Source organism: Chryseobacterium ureilyticum (genome assembly GCF_900156735.1).
In the GTDB taxonomy this organism is placed as follows: Bacteria; Bacteroidota; Bacteroidia; order Flavobacteriales; family Weeksellaceae; genus Chryseobacterium; species Chryseobacterium ureilyticum.
The window spans coordinates 1,083,549-1,100,336 of sequence record NZ_FTOL01000001.1; the positions used below are offsets into that span (position 1 = coordinate 1,083,549).

17 protein-coding genes and 1 other RNA gene are annotated in these 16,788 nt (G+C 35.7%); 16 read left to right on the forward strand and 2 right to left on the reverse strand.

The features are described 5' to 3' along the window. Positions 1-2: 2 nt before the first annotated feature. From BW983_RS04660 to BW983_RS04670, 3 genes are all read left to right on the forward strand, one after another. Positions 3-494 (forward strand): GNAT family N-acetyltransferase, encoded by a 492-nt coding sequence (locus BW983_RS04660; protein ID WP_076550271.1) that lies wholly within the window; start codon positions 3-5, stop codon positions 492-494. A gap of 112 nt (positions 495-606) precedes the next feature. Further along, positions 607-786, forward strand: coding sequence for a quinol oxidase subunit 4 (locus BW983_RS04665; protein WP_076550273.1), 180 nt, complete (start codon positions 607-609; stop codon positions 784-786). Between the two features lie 147 nt (positions 787-933). Then, complete coding sequence (locus BW983_RS04670) at positions 934-1,116, forward strand: hypothetical protein (RefSeq protein WP_228408953.1); 183 nt, start codon at positions 934-936, stop codon at positions 1,114-1,116. Between the two features lie 43 nt (positions 1,117-1,159). Here BW983_RS04670 and BW983_RS04675 read toward each other — a convergent pair whose 3' ends face one another. After that, a complete protein-coding gene (locus tag BW983_RS04675; protein WP_065394274.1) occupies positions 1,160-1,474 on the reverse strand; it encodes a DUF4286 family protein in 315 nt (104 codons plus the stop codon). Positions 1,475-1,622: 148 nt separating this feature from the next. Here BW983_RS04675 and gyrA point away from each other — a divergent pair, with 148 nt between their 5' ends. From gyrA to BW983_RS04705, 6 genes are all read left to right on the forward strand, one after another. After that, complete coding sequence (gene gyrA, locus BW983_RS04680) at positions 1,623-4,214, forward strand: DNA gyrase subunit A (protein WP_076550275.1); 2,592 nt, start codon at positions 1,623-1,625, stop codon at positions 4,212-4,214. A gap of 28 nt (positions 4,215-4,242) precedes the next feature. Continuing rightward, positions 4,243-5,280, forward strand: coding sequence for a tetratricopeptide repeat protein (locus BW983_RS04685; protein WP_076550277.1), 1,038 nt, complete (start codon positions 4,243-4,245; stop codon positions 5,278-5,280). A gap of 208 nt (positions 5,281-5,488) precedes the next feature. Beyond that, the gene (locus tag BW983_RS04690; RefSeq protein ID WP_045497172.1) at positions 5,489-6,325 is read left to right on the forward strand and encodes a 1,4-dihydroxy-2-naphthoyl-CoA synthase; all 837 of its coding nucleotides are present in this window, start codon (positions 5,489-5,491) and stop codon (positions 6,323-6,325) included. 74 nt (positions 6,326-6,399) lie between these two features. Further along, the gene (gene menA / locus BW983_RS04695; protein WP_076550278.1) at positions 6,400-7,329 is read left to right on the forward strand and encodes a 1,4-dihydroxy-2-naphthoate octaprenyltransferase; all 930 of its coding nucleotides are present in this window, start codon (positions 6,400-6,402) and stop codon (positions 7,327-7,329) included. Between the two features lie 17 nt (positions 7,330-7,346). Further along, positions 7,347-7,793 (forward strand): SRPBCC family protein, encoded by a 447-nt coding sequence (locus tag BW983_RS04700; protein WP_076550280.1) that lies wholly within the window; start codon positions 7,347-7,349, stop codon positions 7,791-7,793. A gap of 135 nt (positions 7,794-7,928) precedes the next feature. Further along, positions 7,929-8,615, forward strand: a complete 687-nt coding sequence (locus tag BW983_RS04705) for a metal-dependent hydrolase (RefSeq protein WP_076550282.1) — start codon at positions 7,929-7,931, stop codon at positions 8,613-8,615. Positions 8,616-8,731: 116 nt separating this feature from the next. Here the strand turns inward: BW983_RS04705 and ffs are convergent. Then, positions 8,732-8,829: signal recognition particle sRNA small type (ffs, locus tag BW983_RS04710), an RNA gene on the reverse strand. A 131-nt stretch (positions 8,830-8,960) separates the two neighbouring features. On the opposite strand from ffs, the gene BW983_RS04715 reads away from it, so the two are divergent. The 7 genes from BW983_RS04715 to BW983_RS04745 all read left to right on the forward strand — a co-directional run bounded on the left by BW983_RS04715 (position 8,961) and on the right by BW983_RS04745 (position 16,733). Beyond that, positions 8,961-9,563 (forward strand): DUF4199 domain-containing protein, encoded by a 603-nt coding sequence (locus BW983_RS04715; RefSeq protein ID WP_076550851.1) that lies wholly within the window; start codon positions 8,961-8,963, stop codon positions 9,561-9,563. Positions 9,564-9,579: 16 nt separating this feature from the next. Next, the gene (locus BW983_RS04720) at positions 9,580-10,530 is read left to right on the forward strand and encodes a glycosyltransferase family 2 protein (RefSeq protein WP_076550284.1); all 951 of its coding nucleotides are present in this window, start codon (positions 9,580-9,582) and stop codon (positions 10,528-10,530) included. A 289-nt stretch (positions 10,531-10,819) separates the two neighbouring features. Further along, a complete protein-coding gene (locus BW983_RS04725) occupies positions 10,820-11,521 on the forward strand; it encodes a GIN domain-containing protein (protein WP_076550286.1) in 702 nt (233 codons plus the stop codon). Between the two features lie 59 nt (positions 11,522-11,580). Continuing rightward, positions 11,581-13,296, forward strand: coding sequence for a phospho-sugar mutase (locus BW983_RS04730; protein WP_065394283.1), 1,716 nt, complete (start codon positions 11,581-11,583; stop codon positions 13,294-13,296). Positions 13,297-13,316: 20 nt separating this feature from the next. Then, positions 13,317-14,216, forward strand: coding sequence for a hypothetical protein (locus BW983_RS04735; protein ID WP_076550288.1), 900 nt, complete (start codon positions 13,317-13,319; stop codon positions 14,214-14,216). A gap of 29 nt (positions 14,217-14,245) precedes the next feature. Beyond that, positions 14,246-15,499, forward strand: a complete 1,254-nt coding sequence (locus BW983_RS04740; RefSeq protein WP_076550290.1) for a pyridoxal phosphate-dependent aminotransferase — start codon at positions 14,246-14,248, stop codon at positions 15,497-15,499. Between the two features lie 247 nt (positions 15,500-15,746). Then, positions 15,747-16,733: a phosphatase PAP2 family protein gene (locus BW983_RS04745; protein WP_076550853.1), complete on the forward strand. Its 987-nt coding sequence runs from the start codon at positions 15,747-15,749 to the stop codon at positions 16,731-16,733. The last annotated feature ends 55 nt before the right edge of the window (positions 16,734-16,788 follow it).

Here is a 16,788-nt window from a genome sequence, read left to right on the forward strand (position 1 = left end):
TAATGAATTACGAATTAAGAGAAATGCTTCCCAATGACGAAGCAAGAGTCTTGGAAATCTTTAAGCAGGGAGTAGATGGCGGAATCGCTACTTTAGAAACAGAAGTACCAACCGTTGAAGCCTGGAATATGCAGTATTTCAACGATTGTCGTTGGGTATTGGAAAACGAAAATAACGAAGTGGTGGGATGGTGTGCTTTAAAACCTGTAAGCAAAAGAGAATGCTTTAAGGGAGTTGCAGAAGTAAGCATTTATTTTGATAATGAATATCAAGGTAAGGGTTTGGGTTCTGTATTGCTTAAAAAGCTGATTTTGGATAGTGAAGATCACGGATTCTGGACATTACAGACCAATATCTTCTCCGAAAATGAAATGGCAATAAAATCTCATCAGAAAAACGGCTTTAGAGTGGTAGGTGTTCGTAAGAAAATAGGGAAACTCAACGGAGCATGGAAAGATCTGGTCATGATGGAAAAAAGAAGCGAAATAATCTAATAAGAAAAAATCATTGCAATAAATTATTAACTCTTAAGTTGATGGTTAAATCTTGAATTCTACCATTGGCACCAACCTTGTATATTCATGATTAACTTTGAAAAGTGAAATAATGAAAAATATGTTTAAAATTACAGGTGCTCTTATAGTAGGATTAATGCTAACATCCTGTGTTGTTCATGACAATGGCAATAGGGTGAAAAAAGTACCGCCGGGACAGGCTAAAAAAATATATGGCGGAAGCGCAAAAGATTATGCCCCGGGACAGGTGAAGAAAAGAAACGGGTATTAAAAAAATATAAAAAACAGAAATTCAATAGTTAATTTTTTCATTGAAGCTATTTTGGTATTAACCTTGATATATTTCGCTTCTAAGTTTGAAAAAGTGAAAATAATGAAAAGTATGTTTAAGATTATGGGAGCAGGTGCGGTAGTGTTCATGCTAGCATCATGTGTAGTACATGAGCCTCATGGAAGAAGAATGCCTCCCGGTCATGAGAAAAGAGTTTATGGTGGTAGTGCTAGATATTATGCGCCTGGTCATACCAAGACGGTTTATATTTACGAAGATCGTGGTCATCACCACAAAGGCAAAGGACGTGGTCATAGACACCACAGATAATAAAAAAAGCACTGAAGAAATTTCAGTGCTTTTCTTTTTGGTATTATAACCTTGATTTTTTCGGATTTAATAGGGTATCAAAGATTAATACCTCCTGTCCGAATTTATTTTCAATATGCTCAGCAATATTTTTCAGCTCACTTTCAAGGAAGTCATTTCTTAAATCATCATTATCAAAGATTAACAGAAGGTTGTAATTCTTTCCTTCATCAATATAATCACTGTGAACTTCCGAAAGAATATACTGATTCACATCCATCAGATTTTCGGTCATTAAAACCAATGTTTCGTCAATATAATTTTCCCATTCTTCCAGATTATTTTTTGTACAATGGAAAGTTATACTTAATACGCTCATATTTTAAGAATTTTTAAGATTTTGTGGATAAATTCTAGGGCAAAAATCGGCATTTTTTTCGTAAATTAGCCCGTTAATAAAAATTCAAAATAAATAATTTTCAGACTTCCAGCTAAGGGTCTGACTATCATTATAATAAAATTTGTTTATGCAAAAAGAAGGAGAAAGACTGATTCCTATCAACATTGTTGATGAAATGAAGTCGTCTTATATCGATTATTCGATGTCGGTTATCGTTTCAAGAGCGCTACCAGACGTAAGAGACGGCTTGAAACCCGTTCATAGAAGAGTACTTTACGGTATGTATGGACTAGGGGTTTTTTCGAATAGAAAATATTTAAAATCTGCGAGAATTGTTGGGGACGTTTTGGGTAAATATCACCCGCACGGAGACTCTTCTGTATACGATGCGATGGTGAGAATGGCTCAGGACTGGAGCTTACGTTACCCTCAGGTAGACGGACAGGGTAACTTCGGTTCTATGGATGGTGACCCGCCTGCAGCAATGCGTTATACTGAAGCAAGACTGAAAAAGATCTCTGATGAGGTTCTTTCTGACCTTGACAAAGAAACGGTTGACTTCCAGAATAACTTCGACGACAGTTTGCAGGAGCCAACAGTAATGCCTACGAAAATCCCTAACCTTTTGGTAAACGGTGCTTCAGGTATTGCGGTAGGTATGGCAACGAATATGGCGCCACATAACCTATCAGAATCAGTAGATGCAATTTGTGCTTATATTGATAATAAAGATGTTACCATCGACGAATTAATGCAGCATATCATTGCTCCGGATTTCCCTACAGGAGGTATTATCTACGGATATGACGGAGTGAGAGACGCTTTCCATACGGGAAGAGGAAGAGTTGTATTGAGAGCAAAAGTTAACTTCGAAGAAATCGGAAACAGAAATGCAATTATTGTAACAGAAGTTCCTTATCAGGTTAACAAAGCTGAAATGATTGCCAGAACAGCAGAACTTGTTAAAGACGAGAAAATTCCTGGTATCCACGAGATCAGAGATGAATCAGACAGAAAAGGACTTCGTGTTGTTTACGAATTGAAAAACGATGCTATTCCAAATGTTGTACTGAACCTTTTATATAAATATACCGCACTTCAGACTTCTTTCAGCGTTAATAATATTGCGTTGGTACACGGAAGACCTGAACAACTGAATTTAAAAGATATCATTCATCACTTTGTAGAGCACAGACATGAGGTAATCGTAAGAAGAACTCAGTTTGAGCTTAAAAAAGCAAAAGAAAGAGCGCACATCCTTGAAGGTTTCATGAAAGTAATCGGAAGCCAGGATTCATTAGATAAAGCTATTTCAATTATCCGTCACAGTGCGAATCCTCAGGCAGCGAAAGAAGGCTTGATCGAAGCATTCGAACTTTCTGAAATTCAGGCTCAGGCGATTCTAGATCTTAGATTAGCTCGTTTGACAGGAATGGAGCTTGATAAGATCCGTGATGAGTACGATACAATCATGAAAGAAATTGCTAATTTGGAAGATATTCTTGCGAACGAGCCAAGAAGATTCCAGATCATCAAAGACGAATTGATCGAAGTCAAAGAAAAATATGGTGACGAAAGAAGAACTGAAATTGATTACTCAGGAGGAGAAATGTCTATTGAAGATATTATTCCAAATGAATCTGTAGTTCTTACAATCTCTCACGCAGGATATGTTAAGAGAACTTCACTTTCAGAATACAAAATTCAAAGCAGAGGTGGTGTAGGTAATAAAGCTGCAACTACAAGAGATTCAGACTTCCTTGAATATATTGTATCAGCAACAAACCACCAATATATGTTGTTCTTTACAGAAAAAGGAAGATGTTACTGGCTAAGAGTATTTGAAATTCCTGAAGGTTCAAAAACTGCAAAAGGAAGAGCAGTACAAAACCTTATCAACATTGAACCGGACGATAAGATCAAAGCATATATCAGAACGAACAACCTTAAGGATTCTGAGTACGTAAACCAAATGAGCGTAGTGATGGTAACCAAAAACGGAACTATCAAGAAAACATCATTGGAAGCATATTCAAGACCAAGAGTAAATGGGGTAAATGCTATTGAGATTAGAGATAATGACCAGTTATTGGGTGCTTACCTTACTAATGGTACTTCTCAGATCATGATCGCTACTAAAAATGGTAAATGTATCCGTTTCCCTGAAGAAAAAGTAAGAGAAGTAGGTAGAGGCTCTATCGGAGTACGTGGTATTGCGATGGAAGACAATGATGAGGCTATTGGTATGATTGTTGTGAATGATGTAGAGAACGAAACAGTACTTGTAGTATCTGAAAAAGGATACGGTAAGAGAACTGCAGTAGAAGACTACAGAATTACGAACAGAGGAGGAAAAGGAGTTATCACCCTAAACATTACCGAAAAAACAGGAAATCTGATTGCCATTCAAAACGTAACAGACGAAGATGGATTGATGATTATCAATAAATCTGGTGTTGCCATCAGAATGGGAATGGATGAAATGAGAGTAATGGGAAGAAATACTCAAGGGGTGAAGCTTATCAATCTTAAGAAAAATGACGAAATTGCAGCCATTGCAAAAGTAGAAATGGATAAAGATGTGGAAGAAGATTCTGAAGAAATGGAGGGAGAAATTGAAGAAGGAACTCAGGAAGGAGTAGGATCACTGTTTGATAACCTTGAAGACGATAATACAGCATCACAGGCTGAAAATGAGAATTCTGATTCTGAAGAATAAATTGTACAATTAATATAAAATAGTTATTATGAAGAAACTAATTTTAGGTATAGCTATCGTAGCATCTGCTTTTGTTTTTGGACAGAAAGATGCAAATGCTTTGAATGCTCAACTTCAAGCTGCTAACAAAGCTGCTATGGATGCATATAATGCAAAAAATTATGCCGTTGCAGCTCCTAAGTTTGTAGAAGTTTATGACTTATTGAAAACTGCTGGACAGGACAATAAAATATACATGTATTATGCAGGATTGAGCCACGCGTTAGCTAATAACAGTGATGAATCTATTAAAATATATACAGACCTTGTTAATTCAGGATTCACAGGAGTAGAAACTACCTATACTGCAAAAGAGAAAAAAAGCGGACAGGTTGTGAATTTAGATAAAGCTACTTGGGAATTAATGAAGAAAAACCCTGATTATTCAGACTTCAAAACTGAGCAGACTAAAAGTGTAGAACCGGATTTATATGAAACATTAACATCATTACTTCTTAACGCGAAAAAAGGAAATGAAGCTCTTGTAATCATTGAAAAAGGATTAGCTAAATTCCCGAACAATGCTAAGCTTAAAGAAGCTCAGACAAATGCTTTCCTTCAATCAGGAAACACAGATAAATTTATTAATGGTTTAAAAGAGCAGTTAGCAAAAAATCCTAACGATGCTACAAACTGGTACAACCTTGGGGTAATGCAGTCTAAAACTCCTGCTACTGTTGCAGATGCTTTAGAATCGTTCAAGAAAGCAGTAGAACTTAAGCCTGATTTTGCAGATGCTTATCAGAACTTAGTGTATACAACTATCGGTGACGATGCTAAAATCGTATCAGAAATCAACGCTTTGAGAAAAGATAAGCCGGATGACGCTTCTAAACTAATTGATGCAAGAAGAGAAAGATTCAACAAAGCTTTACCATTTGCAGAAAGTTGGTATAAAGTGGCACCGAAGAATATCGATGCAGTTACTACATTAAAGGAAATTTATGTTGTAACTAAAAACATGGATAAAGTTAAAGAAATGAAAGCTAAAGAAGCTGAGTTAAGCGCAGCAGCACCAGCAAAATAATCATTTGATAACTCAATATAGAAGCCGGAACAGCAATGTTTCGGCTTTTGTGTTTTTAATAAAAAAATATTATTCTTCACAACATATTCTTAAAGATCTCCTTTCAAAACTCATCATGAAAAATATCTCTTATTTATAGAAATGATCCCTAAATTTCACCCTTAGAAATTCTCTGTAATTCCGTATCTTTGAGAAAAATTTTAACAAAATGATTGAGTGGAAAACCGCCAAGGAATACGAAGATATTACCTATAAAAAATGTAATGGTGTAGCAAGAATCGCTTTCAACAGACCGGAAGTACGTAATGCTTTCAGACCTAAAACAACTTCAGAATTATACGATGCTTTCTATGACGCTTCCGAAGACCCTTCAATAGGTGTTGTTTTACTTTCAGGAGAAGGGCCAAGTCCTAAAGATGGAGGTTGGGCTTTCTGTAGTGGAGGAGATCAAAAAGCAAGAGGTCACCAAGGGTATGTAGGAGAAGATGGAAGACACCGTTTAAACATTCTGGAAGTACAACGTTTAATTCGTTTTATGCCAAAAGTGGTAATCGCGGTAGTTCCTGGATGGGCTGTAGGAGGCGGACACTCTCTTCATGTAGTATGTGACCTTACTTTAGCAAGTGAAGAGCATGCAATTTTCAAGCAGACAGATGCTGATGTTACCAGCTTTGATGGTGGTTATGGATCTGCTTACCTGGCTAAAATGGTTGGGCAGAAAAAAGCACGTGAAATATTCTTTTTAGGAAGAAACTATTCCGCTCAAGAAGCTTTCGAAATGGGAATGGTAAATAAAGTAGTTCCTCATGCAGAATTAGAAGATACTGCGTATGAGTGGGCACAGGAAATCCTAGGAAAATCTCCAATGTCTATCAGAATGTTGAAATTTGCGATGAACCTTACAGACGATGGAATGGTTGGTCAGCAGGTATTTGCAGGAGAAGCAACGCGTCTTGCTTATATGACAGAAGAAGCTCAGGAAGGAAGAAATGCATTCCTGGAAAAGAGAAAACCAAACTTCGGAGACGATAAATGGATATCATAACATTTGCGATGAGTAATAAATAATGAGAAATCTTTTTCATTACTTATTACCCATTGCTCATTACTTATAAATTTATGACAGATTGGATAAAAGCCGCGAGGCTCAGAACTTTACCGCTTTCTTTAAGTGGGATTATTATGGGAGCTTTCATTGCAAAATGGAGACTTTACAGAGAAGGAGGAATCTGGGATTGGAAAATTTTTGCTCTTGCACTTTTGGTAACGCTTTTATATCAGATTTTATCAAATTATGCCAACGATTATGGAGATGGAGTAAAAGGAACTGATGCAAAGAGAATCAATGAAGCTGAAGCAAGAGCGGTAGCATCAGGTAAAATTACAGCAAAACAAATGAAAAATGCTGTGATCCTGTTTTCGGCATTATCTTTTATTGCTACCATTGCATTATTGTATGTGGCTTTCATTCCTGAATATATGAATGAGTTTTATATTTTCATTGGACTGGGATTAGCAAGTATTTTAGCAGCAATCGGATATACAGTAGGGAAGAAGCCTTACGGATATATGGGATTGGGAGATATTTTTGTCTTTATTTTCTTCGGACTGGTTTCTGTATGCGGAAGTTATTTCCTGTTTACAAAAACATTCAGCTGGGATATGCTGTTGCCAGGAACTGCAGTAGGGATGATGAGTATGGCAGTTTTGAACCTGAACAATATGAGAGATATTGAAAGTGATAAACTATCAGGAAAAAACAGTTTTGCATTGAGAATCGGATTCAAAAATGCAATGATTTATGAAATGATCCTGTTAAATCTTCCATTGATATTGATCTTGGCTTTCCTGGGGATTAATGGATTCTTTGAGCAACAAAACTATTATGCTTTTATTGTGATGATCTTAATGTTTCCTTTGACAAAACTGAGAAGAAGTATCATGTCGGTAAAAGAGCCGAAAGAATTAGATCAGTATCTAAAGCAGGTAGGAATTATGACATTTATAATGGCAATTCTTACAGCAGCTGGACTTAATTTATTTAACTAAATCTAAAATAGTATATCATGAGTTCCAATGTCTATGTTGAAGCGCAAATGCTTATCAGAAAACCGATTGAAGTTGTTTTTGAAGCATTCATCAATCCTGAAGTAACCACTAATTTCTGGTTTACAAAATCTACCGGAAAATTAGAAGAAGGGAAAACAGTAACCTGGGAATGGGAAATGTACGGCGTGAAAAACGTGGTAAATGTTCATCAGATTATTCCGAACCAGCTGATTAAAACAGTATGGGGAGAGCCTTCAGTAAACGTAGACTATGAGTTTAAAACCATGGAAAAAGGAACTCTCGTTGTCATTAAGAGTTATGGCTTCACTCAAACAGGTGAAGAGATGCTAAGACAGGTTAATGACAATACAGGTGGTTTTACGACAGTTTTAGACGGTTGTAAAGCTTATCTGGAACATGGGATCAATCTGAGACTCATTGAAGATAAATTCCCGTCGAAATAGTAAAGTAAATAAACAACGCTTTGCGTTTTAAAAAAACACAGATGGCACAAATAATTTCATGATATCACCTCATTGTGTTATTTGTGAAATTATTTGAGTCATTTGTGTTTAATAATAATTGAAATTAAATTTACAATGAAAATACAATTTTTAGGGCAAAATTGTTTTCTGTTCACGTACAAGGACAAAACAATTTTAAGTGACCCTTTCTACAACTACAAAAAAGCGGAATCAGGCTTTGATATTGCCGCTCAGAAAATCGATTACATCCTGTTGACTCACGCACACGGAGATCATATTGCTGATGTAGCGGAAGTATTACAACATTATCCGGAAGCTACAGTAATCGGAGTGCCTGAAGTGTGCGGGTACTTTAAGCAGGCAAAAAATACAGACGATGTGAACTTAGGAGGATCGGCAAAAATCGATGATCTTAAAATTTCCATGGTTCCGGCTCACCATACAAGTTCTTTCCCGGATGGAAGTTACGGAGGTGTTCCTGTAGGGTATATTTTCAGACTTCCTGAAGGTAAAAACGTGTATTTAGCTGGAGATACAGGAGTAATGGCGGATATGGAGCTATTCCCAAGGTTATATGGGAATATTGACCTTTCTATCCTTCCAATCGGAAGCCACTACACAATGTGCCCAAGAAAAGCATCTTTCGCAGCAGCAGAATTATTAAAAACACCAAAAGTAATCGGATGTCACTTTGATACTTTCCCTGCCATTGAAATCAATCATGAAAGTGCGTTAAAGCATTTCGCAGATAAAAATGTAGAACTTGTTTTACCAAAATTGGGAGAGACGTTCGAATTTTAATCAATAATAAGAAAGAGGGAAACTGAAAATTAGAAAAATGAAAATGATGCGTAAGGTATTAAAAACAAAAAAAGATAATTATCAAATTACCTCTCTTCTCACTTTAAACCAAAAAAAAATGGCAAGCTACCTAAATCACACCGCTACGACCAATTACCTTTGCTGCGTTCCCACCCTGGAGGATTCTCAGGAGCTGGTTGTTTAGGACTTGCCGTTGCAAAGGTAGGAAATATTTGTAAACTTCAAAACTTTATTAAAGAAAATTTGTCGAAAAAATGCAGTCGTAGAGCTAAACAGCTGACATTTAGGGGAATAATTTTTCAACTTTTTTCTAAAAAATTTAACATGACGAAAAGTCCATCAACACTAGGAATTATACTTTTTATCGCTACAATGATCGTTTTCTTTGTAGTGTACACTTTTTTTTCAGGAATCAATTATTTTGATATATCACTGAAAGCCAATGCTTTTGTGCTTCCGATTTTATATGCGGGTGCCGCGTTTTGGTCTGTAAAAACTTATTGGAACAACCATAGAGTGGTAACTTTTAAAGAAGCATTCAAAAGAGCATTCGTTCCGATGTTCATCGGAGGAATTCTTTCGATCTTCAGTATTTATGCATTTTTAAACTTTGTAGATACAGATGCCAAAAAGCTTTTGAACTATCAATATGTTCAGAGACAGAAGTCGGAATTGGATACAGAATATACTTCGGCAAGAAAAATTTTAAAGCATCAAAAAGATATTGATGAGCTTGATCAGAAGTATAATGAAAGGGTACAAAGCTTTAGCCCAGAGGCTGTAAAAGGAAAAGATATGCTTACCGCAAGTTATTTTTCAGGATATTTTGCAGCAATTCTTATATTTTACGTAGTTTTGTCGGTGTTTTTCGGAGCGTTCTTCAGAACAAGAAGTATCTATCAGCCCGAAGAAACAAACGAAGCCTAATTTTTATTAAAATTAAATGAATTTATCTATAGTTATTCCGTTACTGAATGAAGAAGACTCTCTGGAAGAGCTTTTTTCAAGAATTGATAAAGTCTGTAAAACCAGTAATTTATCTTATGAAATCTGGTTTGTAGATGATGGAAGTACGGATTTGTCGTGGAGTATTATTGAGAACTTAAAAGTACAGTATCCTCAGATCCACGCTATTAAATTTTCCCGAAATTATGGGAAATCTCAGGCACTTCACGCTGCTTTTGCAAGAACAAACGGAGATGTTGTTATCACCATGGATGCCGACTTGCAGGATTTTCCGGAAGAAATTCCAGAACTGTACAATATGGTAATTCATGACAATTATGATATCGTTTCCGGATGGAAAAAGAAGCGTTTTGATAATGTAATGACGAAAAATATTCCGTCAAAACTATTCAATGCAGCAGCAAGAAAAGTTTCAGGGGTTTATCTTCACGATTTCAATTGTGGTCTCAAAGCATACAAAAAGCAGGTAGTAAAATCTGTAGATGTATATGGAGACATGCACAGATATATTCCGGTATTGGCTGCCAATGCAGGGTTCAGAAGAATTACCGAGAAAGAAGTACAGCATCAGGCAAGACCTTACGGTACGTCAAAATTCGGAACAGAAAGATTTGTAAGAGGATTTCTGGATTTGGTAACACTTTGGTTTGTAAGTCGTTTTGGAGGAAGACCTATGCATTTCTTCGGAGCGGTAGGGACATTAATGTTTATCTTCGGTTTCCTTTCAGCGCTTTGGCTGGGAATATCAAAACTGATTGATGTAGCTAGAGGAATCTATGGTCATCTGATCACTAATAATCCTTGGTTTTATATTGCTTTAACGATGATGATCATGGGAACATTATTATTTGTAGCAGGATTCCTGGGAGAAATGATTATCAGAACAAACCGTGAGCATAAGAATTATAATATTGATGAAGTGATATAAATAGAAAAGTATATTTTATCAGTTTAAAATCAAAAATAGAATCCCTTGGAAAGTAACGGCTTTTCGAGGGATTTTTTTGTTGATAAAATTTGGTAAAAAAAGATAAAAATGAAAAACAAGGTATTATCCACCAAGCAAAAAATTGAAAATTATCAGGTATTTTATTGCCAAAAGACAAAGATTTTTAGAAATTTTAATCCTATTTTTGTTAAAAGATATTATTGAAAGCCCTGAAAACTTTCAGTAGTAAGGATCATAATGATCGTCAATAGAATATTTGAAATTAAATATGAAAAAAGTACTATACACATTAATGTTGGTTGCAGTAGTTTCCTGTGGAAAAGTTTCTCCAAAAGGAAATATTGAAAAGAAAGATGTGGATGTTTCAGAATTTGTAAATCTGGATCTGAACGGTAAATTCCGTGTATTTTATGCCAGAGGACCAAAGAATTTTGTGGAAATAGAAACATACCCAAACGTAGCCAATAACCTTGATGTAGATGTAAAAGATAAAACACTTTCCATCAAAGAGAAAAGAGGTACAAAAGGGGTAGACTTCTATAATGTAACGATTTATTCAAAATATAATCTGGAAAAAGTGGTGGTTTCAGATTCCGTGGAAGTCAATATTTCAAGTGAAATCAAAACTGATAACTTCAGATTGAGTATGAAAAATAATGCAAGTTTCATGGGATCTGTCAATACAAGAAGGGCAGAAGTGGAAATGCATAACAGAAGCCGTGCTAACTTTTTAGGATTAACGAAAGATGCAGTGATCAAAATTTCAGATACAGCAAGTTTAATTGCTCCATACTGGAAAATTACCAATCTGAATATAGATTCCAAAAACGGAAATTATGCAGAAGTAAATGTGAAAGACTCTTTAAAAGGAAATATTCAGAACACTGCAAAATTCATCTATTATAATGATCCAATCAGAGCCTTTAAAGTAGAGAAGACTACGAAGGTGGAAAACAAAAAACTGGATTAGAAACAGTATCATTTAGAACTAGGAACTTTACAAACTATAAAAAAGAACAACATACAAATATGAATACATTAGAAAAAGCGAAACTTTGGTTAAGTGATACATTCGATGCAGAAACGAGAAATGCTGTACAGGCGTTAATCGACAGTAATTCTCCTGATTTAGAGGATTCTTTCTACAGAGAACTGGAATTCGGAACAGGAGGAATGCGTGGGATTATGGGAGTAGGAACGAACCGCTTAAATAAATATACTTTAGGACAGGCGACTCAGGGATTGGCTAATTATATGCTGGAGCAGTTCAAAGGAGAGGAGATCAAAGTAGCAATTGCTTATGATGTTCGTCACAACTCTAAAGAATTTGGAAAACTCGTAGCAGATGTTTTAACAGCAAACGGAATCAAAGTATTGCTTTTCAAAGATCACAGACCAACACCTGAACTTTCTTTCACAGTTCGTGATAAAAAATGTAACGGAGGAATCGTATTAACAGCTTCTCACAACCCACCGGAATACAATGGTTACAAAGTGTATTGGAATGACGGAGCACAAATTGTACCTCCAAATGATGAAGCAATCATCAAAGAAGTATATTCTGTAAAATTTGACGAAATTAAATTCAACGGAAATGATGATCTGATTGAATGGATCGGAGAAGAGCAAGATGATGTGTATATCGATGCTTGTATTGAAAACTCTACGTATCAGAACGTTGGAAAGGAAAACTTAAATATTGTTTTCACATCTATTCACGGAACTACATATACTACTATTCCAAAAGCTTTAGCAAAAGCAGGATTTAAAAAAGTAGACCTTGTAAAAGAACAAATGATCCCTAGCGGAAACTTCCCTACAGTAGAATCTCCAAATCCGGAAGAGCCTGCTGCACTGGAAATGGCAATGGATCTTGCGAAAATTACCAATGCAGACATCGTTATCGGGACAGACCCGGATGGTGACAGATTAGGAATTGCCGTAAGAAATCTTGAAGGTGAAATTCAATTATTAAACGGAAACCAAACCAATACAATCCTTACTTATTACATTCTGAATGAGTGGAGAAAACAAGGAAGAATTACAGGAAAAGAATTCATTGGTTCTACGATTGTTACTTCTGATATTTTCTATGACATTGCACAGAAATTCGGTGTAGAATGCAAAGTAGGTCTTACAGGATTCAAATGGATCGGAAAAATGATCCGTGAAGCTGAAGGAACTCAAAAATTTGTGTGTGGTGGTGAAGAAAGTTTCGGTTTCATGACCGGAGACTTCGTTCGTGATAAAGATTCTTGTGGAAGTATCCTTGTTGCTTGTGAAATCGCTGCATGGTGTAAAGCAAATGGGAAAACAATGTATCAGTACATGATCGAGATCTATAAGGATCTTGGAATGTACTATGAAGGATTGGTAAACGTAGTAAGAAAAGGAAAAGAAGGAGCAGAAGAAATTCAGAATATGATGAAAAACTTCCGTGAGAATCCTCCAAAAGAATTGGCAGGTTCATTAGTGGAAGAAGTAAAAGACTTTAAAGAACAGACAAGCCTTACAGTTTCTACAGGTGAGAAAAAAGTAATGAACGATATTCCTAAGTCCAACGTATTGATTTATTATACGCAGGACGGAACAAAAGTTTGTGTAAGACCTTCAGGAACAGAACCAAAAATTAAATTCTATGTTTCAGTAAAAGAAGTTATCAATTCTGAAGCAGATTTTAAAGATAAATTAAAATCATTGGAAGCTAAAATCGGAGCAGTTAAAACAGATTTAAAGTTGGATTAATCTTTTGATAAAGCATATAAATGATTAAAAAAATTGTAGCAGTTTGCCTACTGTCTGTAGCTGTAGTTTCCTGTAAAAAGGAAACTGCTGTTTCAGGTACAAAACCGGCAAGTGATTCAATTGCTAAAAACGAAACCCAGGAAAGTCAGTACAAACCTATTGATACAGCATGTACCCAAGAGCATCAGCCTGCGGATTATATTGCTGCTCTTCAATGGTATCGTACTAAAATTTACAAAGAGATTACAGAAAACAGCCCGGAGCAGAACAATAAAGTGTATGAAGATTATGTGAAAATCAGAGAAAAATACACCGATTGTTTTAATGTTTCACAAAGTGAGATCTTAGACCAATATGTAGAGTATCATACAGGAGAACCTGATACTTATAATTTGCCGGATAATGTAAAGAAAATGGCAGCCGAATTGAGCAAAGTAGGACTAGAATTCCGTGTGATGGGAGAAGGTCTTACTGAAATTCATTCGTTACCCGGATATTATGAGTCAGTTTTTAAAAATAAAGTAACTCCAGATTATGATGCTTTTATCTCACAGATGGCAAAAGATAATAAGGAAAATTATGCCGTAAATGGCGGGCTTTTGATAACCTGGGAAGAACTGGGAGACCGATTGATTGAATGGGAGAATTTTATGAATAAATATCCTAAAAGTCCATTGATCAAAACAGCAAAAGAAAATTATCACAATTATCTGCTGGATTACCTCCTGGGAATGGATAGTAGCCGGATTTATGACAGTGAAGAAGGAAAAATATATGATGATATAAAGGAAGAATACAACCGAATCATCAAAAAGTATCCGAATTCTCAAACCGCAAAAAAAACTAAAGAACTAATAGCCGCTTATGATTCCCATGTACCTGTGGACCAAATAGGTGAGAAAATCAATTTAAGAAGATAATATATTAGTAAATTTTAAATAAGAATAAAGTGAAAGTTTCAAAATTAGCAGCGAACCTGATCGGTTCTGAAATTGTAAAAATTGGTAACGAAGTAAATGATCTAAAAGCAAAAGGAGCAGAAATTGCCAATCTTACTATTGGTGACCTGAATTCTAATATCTATCCTATACCAGCATTGCTGAAGGAAGAAATTCAGAAAGCCTATCAGAATAATCTGACAAACTATCCACCTGCCAACGGACTTTTATCTTTAAGAAAAGAAGTTTCCAAAGATTTAAAAACAAGATGGAACCTTGATTATTCACCAAACGATATCCTGATTACTGCAGGTTCAAGACCTTTGATCTATGCAGTATACAAAACCATCGTGGATGAAGGTGATAAAATCGTGTATCCTACACCATCTTGGAATAACAACCACTATGCTTATCTTACTTCAGCAAATGCAGTAGAAGTAAAAACTAAGCCTGAAACAAACTTCCTTCCAACAGCAGACGATTTAAGACCTCATTTGGATGGAGCCGTTTTACTGGCACTTTGTTCACCATTGAACCCAACAGGAACAATGTTTACAAGAGAGCAACTTTCAGAAATCTGTGAATTGGTAATCGCTGAAAACAAGAAAAGAGGATCAGACGAAAAACCATTATACTTAATGTATGACCAAATCTATTCTAACCTTACTTTTGGTGCAGAACACGTAGATCCGGTTTCTCTTTTCCCTGAAATGAAAGAATACACCGTGTATATCGATGGTATTTCAAAATGCCTTGCTGCTACAGGAGTACGTGTAGGATGGGGATTCGGTCCTGCTCACATCATTGATAAAATGAAAGCTCTTCTTACACACGTAGGAGCTTGGGCACCAAAACCAGAGCAGGAAGCAACTGCAAAATTCTATGAAAACCCTGAAAATGTAAACGTATTCGTAGAAGACTTCAAAGGAAAGCTTGAAGAAAGCTTAAAAGTACTTCACGGTGGAGTTCAGGATTTAAAAGCAAAAGGTCTTTCTGTAGACAGTATTGAGCCGATGGGAGCACTTTATCTTACCATCAAACTTGATTATATCGGGAAAACAAAGCCAGATGGAGCTGTAATTGAAAACTCTTCAGATTTAGTATTCTACTTAATCAATGAAGCGGGTGTGGCTTTAGTACCATTCTCAGCATTTGGAGAGGACAAATCTGAACCTTGGTTCCGTGCTTCAGTAGGAGGATTAGCTGTTGATGAGATCAAAGTAATGCTTCCGAAGCTGGAAAATGCTTTGAACAATCTGAAGTAATCAACTTCATTAATTTATAAATGTACCAGTGTACCAATTCTCCAATGTTTTAAGTTGGTTAATATTGTTACACTGGTATATTGTTTTTTATTGTAATTATTTTGATTAATTATATAAGTTAAATTCAGTTTGATATTAAAAAAATTAAATAAATATTAAAATCAAATAAACACTTTGTAGAAAAGTCAGCTAGAGATTATCTTTGAGCCCTTATAAATTAAGAATAAACAGGGCTGAAAATATAATAATGAGAAAACTGAGATTTCTGTTGCTGCCAATATCTGTATTGGTATATTCACAAGAAGCTGATACATTGAAGGTAGAAAAAATGCCAAAAGAATCAGAATCTCCCAAAACACAAACTTACACCTTAAAAGACGGATCTGTAAGAACTTATCCTAAGCCCAAACTTCTAGACTTTGTTACGAAACTACCACGAAACTTTATCGATACCAACAAAGATTTTGTGGCTAAAGATCATGCTTATTATTTAGGAGGAGCTGTTGCTTCCACACTCATTCTTCTGCCTTTTGACCAGAAGTTAATAGATAACTCAAGAGAACTTGGTGAAAGATGGGGAATGGACAAAGATAATAACTATACCAAAGTAGGAGGTGTATTTAAAATTCCAAAAGATATCGGATCTACCTTATATCTGATCGGAAACGGGTCCACTTTAGTATTACTTGGAATTGGTTTCGGAACTTATGGTTTAATTAAAAATGATTACAGAGCACAGGCTACTGCAAGCGGATTGATGGAAAGTTTAATTCTTTCCGGAGTTTTTACTCAAACCATCAAGAGAATTACAGGAAGAGAAAGCCCTTTTATAGCAGAAGAATACGGACATAAAGGAGGAGCATGGAATCCTTTTCCAAGTTTTTCAGCATTTGGCAAGAATACATCCAATTACGATGCAATGCCGTCTGGGCATTTAACAACCTTCATGGCTGGGATTACGGTTATTGCAGACAATTATCCCGATGCAGTTTGGATAAAACCAGTGGGGTATACCTTAGCAGGAGCTTTATGTTTTCAAATGATGCAAAGTAAAGTCCATTGGGCTTCAGACTATCCTTTAGCTTTATTAATGGGATATTTCATTGGAAAAACAATCTCCAAAAGCAGATATACTTCCTCCGAAGGCATTATCGGAAAGACAAAATATAAATTTGATCTTATGGCATCCCGCCAATGGGAATACAATATGATAGGAGTAAAACTATCTTTTTAAATCGACTCATTTATTTTAAAAATCTATACCCAATTCTCACTTTTTCATTGAAAAT